Raw genomic sequence first — 12710 nt, 5'->3', positions numbered from 1 at the left:
TCAGCCCTCGCACCACATCGCGCTGTAGGCCCCCTGCGTCGAGCGCCGCTCGGTCACCTTGCCGTCGACCGTGATCACGCAGGTGACCGGCTCCTCGACCCGGCCCTGCTGGGCGAACACCACCGCGTAGTCCGGGTTGCCGTAGACCGTGGTCGTCAGCGACCAGGTGCCGCCGCGCACGACGGCGGTGCCCTCGTGGCTCTCCACGCTGGTGGGGATGATCCACGCGATGGTGCCCAGCTGCCCGGCGGTCGACATCTTGATCGTCAGGGTGTGCTTCGGCAGCTGCGTGTAGTCGCCACTGCCCTCGAGCCCCGGCGGTACGCCGAGGTTGCGGGTGTGGCCGCCGAACAGGTCGGGCTCGGCGCTCGCCGACGGGTCGCCGGTCGTGGCCGGCTGCTCGGGGGACGGGACGTCGGTGGGCACCGTCCGGGACTGGCGCTCCCGCGGCGTGGAGTCGATGGCGCTCTCCGGCGCCCCCGGTCGCAGGAACAGGAAGCTGCCGACGATGACGATGACGGAGGCGATGGCGATCAGCACGAACGTCCTGCTCTCGCCCCCCGGCCGTAGAGCACGCACACCCCGCCAACGAGCGACCGACCGGAATCGCTATGGCCGGCCGGCGTGTTCCGTCCCACGGTGGTCCTCCGGTGTTCACCGACACGCAGCGTGCCGATCAGGACACCGTCGTCGGGGGCGGTTCCCTGACGCAACGTGACGCTGCTCCGGGACGACCAGACCCGCCTGGCCGAACGACTGGGCGACCTCCGCGTCGGCCGCCGTACGACGATCGTGGCCGGCCTCTCCGGCGCCTCCGTCCCCGCGCTCGGCCTCCTCGGCCGCTCACCCGCCTTCGTGGAGCGCCGCCGCGATCTCACCTCCGGCGTGCGCAGCGGCGAGGTCACCACCAGCTCGGCGGTGATCTGGTCCCGCGGCCTGCGGCCCAGCCGGATGATGGTCCGCCTGCACAGCGACGGCCGGCAGCGCCGCCTGGTCCGCGGGCCCTGGACCGACGTGCGCGCCGACCTCACCGCGCGGGTGCACCTCACCGACCTCGCGCCCGGTCGCCCGTACGACGCCGAGGTGTGGTTCGAGACCCCGGACGGCGAGCGCAGCGCGCCACAGTCGCTCACGTTCGCGACCGCGCCGATCCACGCCGCGGCCCAGTCCGTCGTGTGGTCGGGCGACACGTGCGGCCAGGGCTGGGGGATCGATCGCGCGCGCGGCGGCCTGGCGACGTACCGCGCCATGCTCGAGCGGCGCCCCGATCTCTTCGTCCACGTCGGCGACACCATCTACGCCGACGAGCCGATGGACGAGACGGTGCTGCTGCCCGACGGCACCACCTGGCAGAACGAGCTCACCGAGGACGTCATGGTCGTCTCGGAGACCCTCGACCAGCTCCGCGGGCGGCACCGGTACCCGCTGCGCGACGACAACGTCCGCGCCTTCTACGCCGCTGTGCCGACCGTCGCGATGTGGGACGACCACGAGACCTGCAACAACTGGTGGCCCGGCGAGGTGATCGACGACGAGCGGTACGGCGAGCGGCGGGCCGACGTGCTCGCGATCCGCGGGCGGCGCGCGTGGCAGGAGTACCAGCCGGTCCCGGTCCGGCGGCTCGCCCCCTCCGACGGCGACGGCTTCGTCGGCAAGCGGCTGTACCGGAAGGTCCCGCGCGGCCAGCACCTCGACCTCTTCTGCCTCGACATGCGCAGCTGGCGCGGCCCCAACCCGGACACGAACCCGGCCGTGGTCGCCGACCGGCTGCAGGCCGGGCTGCTCGGCAGGGACCAGGAGGAGTGGCTGGTGCGCAAGCTGCGCTCCTCCACGGCGACGTGGAAGGCGATCTGCGCCGACCTACCGCTCTCCACACCCACCAACCGGGTCACCGATCTCGACGGCTACGCCAACAAGGACCACGGCCCGCCGCTGGGCCGCGAGCCGGAGCTCGCGCGGATCCTGTCGGCGATCAGGCGGCACGGCGTCCGCAACGTCATCTGGCTCACCGGCGACGTCCACTACACCGCCGCCCACCACTACAGTCCCGAGCGGGCGGCGTTCACCGACTTCGACCCGTTCTGGGAGTTCGTCTCCGGCCCGGTCGCCTCCTCGCCGTTCTGGCTCAAGGACGACGAGCTCGACCGGACCTTCGGCCCGGAGGTGGTGTTCTCGCAGGGGGAGTCCGAGGTCGGCCGGCTGGACGTGGCGCCGCAGCCCACCAACCAGTACTTCGGCCAGCTCGACATCGCCGCCTCCGGCCTGCTCACCGTCCGGCTGTACGACGGCACGGGCACCGTGCTCTGGGAGCGCGCGCTCGAGCCGGACCCGGTCGCTCGGTGAGATTCAGTCGTCGGCGGTCGGGTCGGACTGGTCGGCGAGCGCCTGTCCCAGGCCCTCGGCCACGGTCGGCAGGTTGACGGTCGCCACGTCGTGGAGGATCTGGAAGTCGACGTCCCAGCAGCCGTGCACGATCCTGTTGCGCCATCTGGTCGCCTGGCGCCATTCGACCTGCGGGTACGCGAGTTCGATCTCGTCGAGGTCGACTGGGCGGCCGAGGAGCTGGGCGAGCTCGCCCGTAGCGCTCGCACACGTCGCGCAGACGCTCTTGGTCGACCTCCATCACCAACACGACGTGGGGTCTACGGGCGCAGACGTCGACGCGGTGGGACCGAGTTGTCCGTCGGTCGTAAACGGGAAGCATCTCGGGGCGCCGGTCGTTACCCTGGGTGACGCCTATGACGAACCGTGCCGAAGAAGACTTCTCCCTGACCGCCGCGCTGCGCGCCACCGAGGGCTGGGACGACCCCGAGACCGACGACTTCGATACCGACGACTTCGAGTCCGGCTACGCCGACCAGCCCGCCGGCTATCTGGACGAGGACCCGACCACCGGCGACCTCGACCTGGTCGAGCGCCACGAGCTGCGCCGGGTCGCCGGCCTGCGCACCGAGCTCGAGGACATCACCGAGGTCGAGTACCGCCAGCTCCGCCTGGAGCGCGTGGTCCTCGTCGGCGTCTGGACCGGCGGCGCCATCTCCGAGATCGAGAACGCGATGGCCGAGCTCGCGCTGCTCGCCGAGACCGCGGGCTCGGAGGTGCTCGACGCGATCTACCAGCGGCGCACCTCGCCCGACCCCGCGACGTACATCGGACGCGGCAAGGTGGAGGCGCTCCGCGAGATCGTGCAGGCCACCGGTGCCGACACCGTGATCTGCGACGGCGAGCTCGCACCCTCCCAGCTGCGCAACCTGGAGGACAAGGTCAAGGTCAAGGTGGTCGACCGGACCGCGCTGATCCTCGACATCTTCGCCCAGCACGCGAAGTCCAAGGAGGGCCAGGCGCAGGTCGAGCTCGCGCAGCTCAACTACATGAAGCAGCGCCTGCGCGGCTGGGGCGGCAACCTCTCCCGCCAGGCCGGTGGCCGGGCCGCCGGCGGCGAGGGCATCGGCGGCCGTGGTCCCGGTGAGACCAAGATCGAGACCGACCGCCGCCGGATCAACGACAAGATCGCCAAGCTCCGCCGCGAGCTGAGGGTGATGAAGGGGACCCGCGACACCAAGCGCCAGGAGCGCCGCCGCCACGAGGTCCCGTCGGTCGCCATCGCCGGCTACACCAACGCCGGCAAGTCCTCGCTGCTCAACCGCCTCACCGGCGCCGGCGTGCTCGTCGAGGACGCCCTGTTCGCGACGCTCGACCCGACCACCCGTCGTACGACGACCGCCGACGGCCGGGTCTACACGATGAGCGACACCGTCGGCTTCGTCCGGCACCTCCCGCACCAGCTGGTCGAGGCGTTCCGCTCGACCCTGGAGGAGGTGGCCGACGCCGACCTGATCGTCCACGTCGTCGACGGGTCGCACCCCGACCCCGAGGGCCAGCTGGCCGCGGTCCGCGAGGTGCTCGCCGAGATCGGCGCCACCGGCGTCCCCGAGCTGGTGGTCGTCAACAAGGTCGACGCCGCCGACCCCGTCGTGGTCGACCGGGTGCTGCGCCGCGAGCCGCACTCCGTGGCCGTCTCGGCCCGCACCGGCGAGGGCATCCCGGAGGCGATCGCCGCCGTCGAGGCCGAGCTGCCGCGCCCGCGCGTGGAGTTCACCGCCCTCGTCCCCTACGCCCGCGGCGACCTGATCGACCGGATCCACAAGGACGGAGAGATCGGCACCCTCGAGCACACCGCCGACGGCACCCGGGTCACCGGCCGCGCCACCGAGGCGCTCGCCAGCGACCTCGCCGTCTACGCCGTCTGAGGTCGGCCTGCTCCGGCGCCCCATGCGTTTTCGCGGTCAGTTCCGCCTTTTTGCCGCGAAAACGCATGGGGCGCGGAGATGATGCGGCGGTGACTCGGCACCGTCTGCTCCTCGGTCTCCTCGCGCTCGTGCTCGCCACCGCGGCCAGTACGACGCTGCTGGCCCGCGCCGGTGCGCGGCCGGACCCGTGCGTGGTCAAGGGGGAGCGGGCCGAGGCGAGGGAAGCGCTGGTCACCGGGTCGGGCACGCAGGTGCTGGTGATCGGGGACTCCTACTCCGTGGGCGCCGGCGTGCTGCCCGAGGAGTCGTGGCCGGTCCGGCTGCCCGGCCGGGTCCGGGTCGACGGGTTCTCCGGCAGCGGGTTCAGCCGGGGCGCCAGCGGCTGTGGCGACGTCTCCTACGCCACCCGAGCCGCCGCGGCCGCCGGGTCGGCCCGGGCCGGGCTGGCGCGGGCCGACCTGGTCGTGGTCGAGGGCGGGCTCAACGACGCCGACCAGCCCGGCGCCGACCTGGAGGCCGGCTTCGTGCGGCTGGTCGAGGTGCTCGACGGCCGGCCGGCGCTCGTGGTCGGCCCGCCGCCCGCACCCCGCCTGCCGTACGACGACGTGGCCGCCGTCGACGCCGCGCTGACCCGGCTCGCGGCGGTCCACGGGACGGCGTACCTCTCCATGCTCGACGTCGAGCTGACCTACCAGCAGGACCGGCTCCACCCCGACGCCGCCGGGCAGCGGGTGTTCGGCGACCGGGTGGCGGCGCAGGTGCGCAGCCTGCTCACCACCGGCAGCCGCCCGCGTCCGTGACCGACCGGGCGCACCGCGCCGCCAGCGCGACGACCTGCTCGGCCAGCGGGGACAGGGTCCCGCGGGTGAGCGCGTAGATCCGCCGGGACGGCAGCGCCGGCTCCAGCGGGTGGAGCGCGACCCCCTGTGGGCGCTGCGGCCAGCCGAGCGAGAGCACCGGCATGACGGCCCAGCCCAGCCCCGCGCGGACCATCGAGGTGACCGCCCGGTGGTCGGCGGTCCGGAACACGACGTGCGGGGCGACGCCGAGGGCGGACAGGTGCTCCTCGACCTCGCGCTGGTCGCAGATCGCGGGGAGCGCGACCATCGCGGCGCCGTCGAGCCGCTCGAGTCCCACCGGGCCCTCGGGGAGGTCCCCGGGCCGGGCGAGCAGGACGTGCTCGTCCTCGAGCAGCAGGGTGCTGTCGACGTCGGCCGTGCCCGCACGGTCGAAGAAGAGGACGTCGAGATCCTCCAGGTCCGGCTCGTCCGCCTCGTCCTCGACCAGGCGGATGTCGCATCCCGGGTGCGCCGCCCGCAGCTGCTGGACCACCGTCGGGAGCAGCACGTCGGTCACCGTCTGGAAGGTCCCGACGTCGACCCTGCCGTCACCGGCATGGAATCGGGCGACGGCCTCCTCGGTCTCCCGCGCCAGCCCGAGCATGTCGCGCGCGGCGGTCAGCACCAGCCGGCCCAACGGCGTCAGCCGGACCGGTCGCGGGCCGCCGGGCCGATCGAAGACGGCGCCGCCGACCGCTCGCTCGAGAGCGGCGACCTGCTGGCTCAGGGTGGACTGGGTGTAGCCGAGCCGCCCCGCGGCCCGGGCGTAGGTGCCCTCGGCCACGATGGCGTCCAGTGCGCGGAGGTGCCGGAGCTCGTACACGGCAATGATCGTATAGAACGAACACAATGATCGGAAACGATCGCTTTTCACGATGGCGATCCACTCCTAGCGTCGACCCCATGAGCAACGAGTCCAGCCACGACGTCAACGGCGTCACTCTCTGCGCCGAGACCTTCGGCGACCCCGCCGATCCCGCGATCCTCCTCATCCACGGAGCCTGCGCCTCGATGCTGTGGTGGGAGGAGGAGCTGTGCCGGCGCATCGCCGCCGCCGGCCGGTACGTCATCCGCTACGACCAGCGCGACACCGGTCGCTCGACCAGCTTCCCGCCGGGAGCCCCCGGCTACGGCCTGCGCGACCTCGCCGCCGACGCGGTCGGCCTGCTCGACGCCCTCGGCGTCGACCGCGCCCACGTCGTGGGCCGCTCGATGTCGGGTGGCGTCGCGCTGGTGCTCGGCATCGACTACCCGCAGCGCGTCCGCTCGCTCACCCTGGTGAGCACCACGACGGGGGAGCTCCCGATGGGCGGCCTCGACGTACCCCCGGACCCGGATCCCGACGACCCCGCCGCCGTCGTCGAGTACCTCGTCGCGGTGATGCGGGCGTACGCCGGCTCCTCGCCCCACTTCGACGAGGACGCGACCCGGGCGATCGCCGCGGCCGACGTCGCCCGGACCCGCGACCTCCGGGCTGCGCTGGGCAACCACTTCGCGATGGACTTCGACGGTCCTCGCAACGGCGAGTGGAGCGACCTGCGGGTCCCCACCCTCGTCGTCCAGGGCGAGCTCGACCCGGTCTTCCCGTCGGCCCACGGACGAGCGCTGCGCGACGCCGTGCCGGGCTCCCGTCTGGTCGTGCTCCCGCAGTCGGGCCACGACATGCTCGCGCCGACCTGGGACACGTTCGTCCGGGCGCTCGCGGAGCTCACGGCATGAGGTCGGCGGTCTGGGTCCCGCTGTTCGACGAGCTCGCCGATCCGAGGGCGGCGGTCCGGCTCGCCGTGGCGGCCGAGGAGCACGGGTGGGACGGCTTCTTCGTGTGGGACCACGTGCGCTGGCGCGAGCCGGTCGCCGCCGTCGCCGACCCGTGGACGACCCTGGCCGCCGTGGCGACGGCCACCTCGACGATCCGGCTGGGGCCGATGGTGACCGCCCTGCCGCGCCGGCGGCCCCAGGTCGTGGCCCGGCAGACGGCCACGCTCGACGTGCTCAGCGGTGGCCGGCTGGTCCTCGGCGCCGGCCTCGGCAGCGACCGGTTCGGTGGGGAGTACTCCCGGTTCGGCGACGAGGTCGACGACCGCCGCCGGGCCGGGATGCTGGACGAGGCGCTCGAGATCCTGGGTACGGCATGGGCGGGCGAGGTCGTCGAGCACCACGGAGAGCACCACACCGTCGACGGGGTGCGCTTCCTCCCCCGTCCCGTGCAGGAGCGCGTCCCGGTGTGGATCGCCGGATTCCCCGGCAGACGGCGTCCGCTGCACCGGGCGGCGCGGTACGACGGGTTCGTCCCGGTCAATCTCGAGCATCCCGACCAGCTGGCCGCCGCCGTCGGGCAGATCCACGACCTGCGGGACGACCCGGCCGCGCCGTACGACGTCGCGGTCACCCTCCCCGCGTCAGCGGACCTCATCGGGTTCGAGGCGGCCGGAGCGACCTGGTGGCTGACGGACTTCGACCCGCACCGGATCACCCTCGACGAGGTCGGGGGAGTGGTCCGCGACGGTCCCTTCCGATGAATCGGCGTGACCTGTGGAGGGGCGCGCGACGATGTCGCCGGCACCCTCTAGGGTTCTGCGGTGACCACCACCGCTGCCGACCGGACCTCGCCGGTGCGCGACCTGCTCGCGACCGCGGTGGCGGCCCTCGGCGGCCAGGAGCGCGCCGGCCAGGTGGCGATGGCGGAGGCCGTCGCCGACGCCTTCGCCGACAAGGAGCACCTTCTCGTCCAGGCGGGCACGGGCACCGGGAAGTCGCTCGGCTATCTCGTCCCCGCCCTGCTCCACGACCGGCGGGTCGTCATCGCCACCGCGACCCTCGCCCTCCAGCACCAGCTGGTCGAGCGCGACCTGCCGCGGCTGGTCAAGGCGGTGGGCACGGTGCCGGGCGTGGACGCCAGCCATGCCGTGCTGAAGGGGCGCTCCAACTACGCCTGCCTGCACCGGGTCCGCGAGGGCGCGCCCGACGAGCAGGGTGAGCTGATCCAGGCCGAGCAGGCCCTCGGCGCGCTGGGCCGCAAGGTCCTCGAACTGCGCGCGTGGGCCGAGAAGGCCGCCGAGGGCCGCGGCACGGGCGAGCGCGACGACGCCCCGCGGCACACCGACAAGGAGTGGCGGCAGGTCAGCGTCACCGCCCGCGAGTGCGTCGGCGCGAGCAAGTGCCCGTTCGGGGAGGAGTGCTTCGCCGAGCGCGCGAAGGAGAAGGCGCAGAAGTCGCACCTCGTCGTCACCAACCACTCCCTGCTGGCGATCGACGCGATCGAGGGGATCCCGATGATCCCGGAGTACGACGCCGTCGTGATCGACGAGGCCCACGAGCTGGCCGCGCGGGTCACCCAGGCCGCGACCGACGAGCTGTGGGCGGCGGAGGTGGAGCGCGCCGCGCGGCGCAGCGTCCGCCACGTCGAGGGCACCGAGGCCGACGACCTCGCCGACGCCGCCGACGCACTGCGCGCCGCGATCACCGACGCGCCGGCCGGCCGCTTCGAGCGGGTGCCCGAGGCGCTGGCCGACGCGCTGGTCCTGGTCCGCGACGCCGCCCGCGCCTGTGCCGGGGCGTTCCCGAAGGCCGAGTCCGGCAGCGAGCCCGACGCCGGGATGACCCAGGCCAAGGGCATGGTCCAGGAGGTGTTCGCGACCGCGGAGCGGATGGCCGCCGACTCCGAGGCCGACGTGCTGTGGCGCACCGAGGGCACCGACCGGATCCCGCCCACCCTCTGCATCGCGCCGCTCCAGGTCTGGGGACAGATGCGCGACAAGCTGCTCGCCGACAACACCGTCGTCCTCACCTCCGCCACCCTCATGCTCGGCGGCGACTTCGCGACCGTCGCGACCTCCGTCGGCCTGAAGCCGTCCGAGCGCACCGACGGGCCGGCCTCGCGCGACGACTGGCCCGACGATGCCCAGCCGTGGCGGGGGCTCGACGTCGGCAGCCCGTTCGACTACCCCCGCCAGGGCATCCTGTACGTCGCGCGGCACCTGCCGCCGCCCGGGCGCGACGGCCTCGGTCCGGCCCAGCTCGACGAGATCACCGAGCTCGTCGACCAGGCCGACGGCCGGACCCTCGGCCTGTTCTCCAGCCGCCGGGCCGCCCAGGCCGCCGCCGAGCACGTCCGCACGACGCTGCCCCACCTCACCACCCTCGCCCAGGGCGAGGCGCAGCTGCCCGAGCTGGCGCGCCAGTTCGTCGAGGACCCGCACACCTGCCTGTTCGGGACGCTCGGCCTCTGGCAGGGGCTCGACGTCCCCGGCGACACCTGCCAGCTGGTGATCATCGACCGGATCCCGTTCCCGCGCCCCGACGACCCGCTGATGAGCGCGCGCCAGAAGGCCGCCGACCAGGCGGGCGGCAACGGCTTCATGCAGGTCGCCGCCACCCACGCGGCGCTGCTGCTGGCGCAGGGCACCGGGCGGCTGATCCGGACCACGGACGACCGCGGCGTGGTCGCCGTACTCGATCCGCGGCTGGCGACCGCCCGCTACGGCTCGTTCCTCAAGGCCAGCCTGCCGCCCATGTGGCCGACGACCGACCCGAAGGTCGTCCGCCAGGCCCTGAGCAGGCTCAGCGGACGTTCGCGCTGACCTTGACCTTGCCGTCCTTCTTGCCGCTGTTGGCCACGGTGACCTCGACCCACTTCACCTTCTTGCCGAAGGGGTAGGCCACCGTCTTGTTCCCCTTCTTGTTGATCTTGACCTTCTTGCTGACCGGCGGCTTGCCCTTCTTCTTGATGGTCACGACCGCGAAGCTGCCCTTCTTGCGGTTGGGGGCGTCGACGTGGACGCGCAGCCGTGCCTTGCCGGAGAACTTCGACTTGAAGCGGACCGTGCGGGAGGCGAGGTGCTTGAGCGAGGTGCTGGCGGAGAAGCTGCGGCGGGATCCGCTCAGCTTCACCCCGCGCCACAGCGACGCCGTCGGGTAGTACGCGCCCTCGCTGTAGTTCGCGGCCGGCCGGCGGTTGGCAGCGGCGAACCAGCCGAACTGCTTGCGGAGATCCGTGCCGCGCACGCCCAGCGCGGCGCCGAGCGCCTGGCGGGCGTTGGGGGCGCCGGCGGCCAGCTCCCACACGTCGCGGACGATGGTCGGCAGGCCGCCGGGTGCGTTGACCGCCGGGTAGCGCTCGCTGAGGAACTTGAAGAAGATCCAGGCACCGTACGGCGCGAGGCCGCGGCGGTAGTCCAGCGGCTGCGCGGGCAGGCCGAGCGGCCCGCCCCGGAGGTACTGGCGGTTGTCGTTGATGTCGTCGTAGAGCTCGTCCTCGGCCCACACGGCCGTGGCCTCGAGCAGCCAGGTCTCCTCGTTGACGTCGTAGGCGAACTGCACGGCGTGGAAGTACTCGTGCGCCGCCGTCACCTGGAGGTTCGCGAGCGGGCCGGGCACGGCGCCGTACTCGGCGTAGTTGTTGTCGAGGACGCAGTACGCCGCCGCCGTGGTGTGACCGGAGACGCGCTGGTCGGTCGTGCAGTAGCCGTAGAGGCCGCGCTGACCGAGGTCGGCGAGGTAGACGTCGAAGACGTTGCTGCCGTTGCCCGCCCCGCCGCTGGAGGTGCCGATGGCACCGTCGCCGACCGGCGGCCGGTAGCCGGCGGCGGCGTAGCGGCCGGCGACGTGCTGGAGGACGCCGAGCACGACGTTCGCGTAGCTCGCGGAGGCGGCGTCCGCGGTGCTCGCCACCCGGTGCACGCAGATCCCGCTGCCGCAGACCGGCGTGGCCTCCGGAACCGTGTAGCACGGCAGGCCCGAGCCGTTGGAGCACTCGATGCCGCCGACCGGGTCGGTCGGGTTGGGGCGGGCCAGCAGCCGGCCGGCGTCGTCCTGCAGGTGGGTCGGCAGGTCGGTGCGGGTGACGGCCAGGTCGCGCAGCGCCATGGTGAGGTCCGCGCCCTCGCCCTCGGCCGGGGCGACCGGGTCGGACGTCGCGCCCGACGGGACCGGCTCGAGCATCTCCCGCACCGTCTCCAGCGCCTGCTCGGCCACCTCCTGGGCGACCGGGTCGCCGGCGTCGACCGCCGGGTCGGCGGGCGCGGCGGGGTCGGCCTGCGCGACGGTGCCGAGCGTCGAGACCGCCAGCAGGGCGGCGAGGAGCGCGACGAACAGGTGGCGAAGGGGCAGCCCGGCAAGGGGGAAGTGGCTGCGACGAGACATCGGGACCGGCCTTAGGTACGGCGACAGGACGATCCCGACCCTATGCCACCGGCCGGTCAGGCAAACCTCACACTCGCCGGAGCACCGCCGTGACCTTGCCGAGGACGGTCGCGTTCGTGCCGTCGATCGGCTCGAACGCCGGATTGTGGGGGAGCAGCCAGACCTGGCCGTCCTTGCGCTGGAAGGTCTTGACCGTCGCCTCGCCGTCGATCATCGCGGCGACGATCTCGCCGTTCTCGGCGGTCGGCTGCTGGCGGATCACGACGTAGTCGCCGTCGCAGATCGCGGCCTCGATCATGGACTCGCCGCTGACCTCGAGCAGGAACAGCTGGCCGTCGCCGACCAGCTGCCGGGGCAGCGGGAAGACGTCCTCGACCCGCTCCTCGGCGAGGATCGGGCCGCCGGCGGCGATCCGGCCGACGACGGGCACGTTGGCGGGGACCGGCGCGGCGTCGCCGATCCCGGTCTCGTCGTACGCCGTCTCCTCGGCGGTGCCCATCGCCCGGCGCGCGGCCATCACCTCGGGCAGGAAGACCTCGAGCGCGCGCGGCCGGTTGGGGTCGCGCTTGAGGAAGCCCTTCTCCTCGAGGGTGCGCAGCTGGTGGGCGACGCTGGAGGTGCTGGTGAGCCCGACGGCCTGGCCGATCTCGCGCATGCTCGGCGGGTAGCCGCGCTTCTCGATGCTGTCCTTGATGTGGGCCAGGACCCGCTGCTGGCGCGGGGTGAGCCCGGTCGCGTCCGCAGGCCCGTCGGGCAGCTCCGAGACGCTGCTCGCCTGCCCGTCGCCCTTGCGCTCGGTGCCCTTGCGGTCAGCCATGGGATGCCCTCCAGATCGGCCTCGGGTGCGGCCCGGAACGACCCGGGCCCGTGTGCCGACGCTAACCGAATCCGACCGTCTGTTTCAAACACCTGTTCGAACCGCGTGTCGCGACACGCCGGTCGAACGAACTTTCGAACAGGTACTGGAAATGTTCGAACGCCTGATCTAGTCTCGTACACATGTTCGATCGAACGCCTGATCGAACCCCTTCCGTCGGACCCTCTCGCTAGACCAGTCCCGACAGGTCCCGCGTCGTCCACTTCCCCCGGAGGTCACACCATGAGCACGATCACCCTCGCCCCGCGCGTCGCCCCCGCCCGCCGTACGACGAGCGCAGCCCGCCGCCCGGCGGCCCGCGGCCAGGTCCGGCTGACCCGGCGCGGCCGCCTCGTCGTCTTCCTGCTGGCGCTCGGCGTCGTGACGCTGGCCGCCGTGTGGCTGGCGGCCGGCTCCGCGGCCACCCGCGAGGACGGCGGCGCACCGCAGATCGAGCTGGTCACCGTCGCCCCCGGCGACACGCTGTGGGACATCGCCAGCGACGCCGCGGCGACCACCGGCGACGACGTGCGCGACATGATGCGCACCATCCAGCAGCTCAACACCATCGACGGCAGCGTCCTCTACGCCGGCCAGGAGCTGCGGGTGCCGGCCGTCGGCTGA

At 73.2% G+C, this 12710-nt stretch carries 12 protein-coding genes; 7 read left to right on the top strand and 5 right to left on the bottom strand.

What is annotated here, in order from left to right:
- Positions 1-540, bottom strand: coding sequence for a hypothetical protein (locus tag FIV44_RS07685; RefSeq protein WP_141003929.1), 540 nt, complete (start codon positions 538-540; stop codon positions 1-3).
- Positions 541-714: 174 nt separating this feature from the next.
- Here FIV44_RS07685 and FIV44_RS07680 point away from each other — a divergent pair, with 174 nt between their 5' ends.
- Complete coding sequence (locus FIV44_RS07680) at positions 715-2343, top strand: alkaline phosphatase D family protein (RefSeq protein WP_219996340.1); 1629 nt, start codon at positions 715-717, stop codon at positions 2341-2343.
- A 3-nt stretch (positions 2344-2346) separates the two neighbouring features.
- On the opposite strand, the gene FIV44_RS07675 is transcribed toward FIV44_RS07680, so the two are convergent.
- Positions 2347-2532 carry a HepT-like ribonuclease domain-containing protein gene (locus FIV44_RS07675; RefSeq protein WP_141003928.1) on the bottom strand — a complete coding sequence of 62 codons (186 nt, stop codon included), beginning with the start codon at positions 2530-2532 and terminating at the stop codon, positions 2347-2349.
- A 206-nt stretch (positions 2533-2738) separates the two neighbouring features.
- Between FIV44_RS07675 and hflX the strand changes: the two genes are divergently transcribed.
- Positions 2739-4250, top strand: coding sequence for a GTPase HflX (hflX, locus tag FIV44_RS07670; RefSeq protein ID WP_141003927.1), 1512 nt, complete (start codon positions 2739-2741; stop codon positions 4248-4250).
- Positions 4251-4339: 89 nt separating this feature from the next.
- On the top strand, positions 4340-5050 hold the full coding sequence (locus tag FIV44_RS07665; RefSeq protein WP_181411038.1) for an SGNH/GDSL hydrolase family protein: 711 nt from the start codon (positions 4340-4342) through the stop codon (positions 5048-5050).
- On the opposite strand, the gene FIV44_RS07660 is transcribed toward FIV44_RS07665, so the two are convergent.
- On the bottom strand, positions 5022-5912 hold the full coding sequence (locus FIV44_RS07660) for a LysR family transcriptional regulator (RefSeq protein ID WP_219996339.1): 891 nt from the start codon (positions 5910-5912) through the stop codon (positions 5022-5024). The two genes, FIV44_RS07665 and FIV44_RS07660, sit on opposite strands and share 29 nt — an antisense overlap.
- Before the next feature lie 80 nt (positions 5913-5992).
- On the opposite strand from FIV44_RS07660, the gene FIV44_RS07655 reads away from it, so the two are divergent.
- Genes FIV44_RS07655 through FIV44_RS07645 form a run of 3 tightly spaced genes read left to right on the top strand, consistent with a single transcriptional unit; the run spans position 5993 to position 9669 of the window.
- Positions 5993-6808 (top strand): alpha/beta fold hydrolase, encoded by an 816-nt coding sequence (locus tag FIV44_RS07655; RefSeq protein WP_141003925.1) that lies wholly within the window; start codon positions 5993-5995, stop codon positions 6806-6808.
- On the top strand, positions 6805-7608 hold the full coding sequence (locus tag FIV44_RS07650) for an LLM class flavin-dependent oxidoreductase (RefSeq protein ID WP_141003924.1): 804 nt from the start codon (positions 6805-6807) through the stop codon (positions 7606-7608). The genes FIV44_RS07655 and FIV44_RS07650 overlap by 4 nt, the downstream gene beginning before the upstream one ends.
- A 60-nt stretch (positions 7609-7668) precedes the next feature.
- Positions 7669-9669, top strand: coding sequence for an ATP-dependent DNA helicase (locus tag FIV44_RS07645; protein WP_141003923.1), 2001 nt, complete (start codon positions 7669-7671; stop codon positions 9667-9669).
- On the opposite strand, the gene FIV44_RS07640 is transcribed toward FIV44_RS07645, so the two are convergent.
- Both FIV44_RS07640 and lexA read right to left on the bottom strand, forming a co-directional pair.
- On the bottom strand, positions 9650-11230 hold the full coding sequence (locus tag FIV44_RS07640; protein WP_141003922.1) for an MXAN_6640 family putative metalloprotease: 1581 nt from the start codon (positions 11228-11230) through the stop codon (positions 9650-9652). The two genes, FIV44_RS07645 and FIV44_RS07640, sit on opposite strands and share 20 nt — an antisense overlap.
- A 67-nt stretch (positions 11231-11297) precedes the next feature.
- A complete protein-coding gene (gene lexA / locus FIV44_RS07635; RefSeq protein ID WP_141003921.1) occupies positions 11298-12047 on the bottom strand; it encodes a transcriptional repressor LexA in 750 nt (249 codons plus the stop codon).
- A 282-nt stretch (positions 12048-12329) separates the two neighbouring features.
- Between lexA and FIV44_RS07630 the strand changes: the two genes are divergently transcribed.
- The gene (locus FIV44_RS07630) at positions 12330-12710 is read left to right on the top strand and encodes a LysM peptidoglycan-binding domain-containing protein (protein WP_141003920.1); all 381 of its coding nucleotides are present in this window, start codon (positions 12330-12332) and stop codon (positions 12708-12710) included.

The organism is Nocardioides humi, assembly GCF_006494775.1.
GTDB classification, from domain to species: Bacteria; Actinomycetota; Actinomycetes; order Propionibacteriales; family Nocardioidaceae; genus Nocardioides; species Nocardioides humi.
The sequence above is the reverse complement of the archived record's forward strand: the minus strand, read 5'-3'. Positions and strand labels throughout refer to the sequence as shown.

Coding starts and splice junctions, on each gene's coding strand:
- FIV44_RS07640 (WP_141003922.1), bottom strand. CDS start 11,230: ATGTCTCGTCGCAGCCACTTCCCCCTTGCCGGGCTGCCCCTTCGCCAC.
- FIV44_RS07630 (WP_141003920.1), top strand. CDS start 12,330: ATGAGCACGATCACCCTCGCCCCGCGCGTCGCCCCCGCCCGCCGTACG.
- lexA (WP_141003921.1), bottom strand. CDS start 12,047: ATGGCTGACCGCAAGGGCACCGAGCGCAAGGGCGACGGGCAGGCGAGC.
- hflX (WP_141003927.1), top strand. CDS start 2,739: ATGACGAACCGTGCCGAAGAAGACTTCTCCCTGACCGCCGCGCTGCGC.
- FIV44_RS07655 (WP_141003925.1), top strand. CDS start 5,993: ATGAGCAACGAGTCCAGCCACGACGTCAACGGCGTCACTCTCTGCGCC.
- FIV44_RS07650 (WP_141003924.1), top strand. CDS start 6,805: ATGAGGTCGGCGGTCTGGGTCCCGCTGTTCGACGAGCTCGCCGATCCG.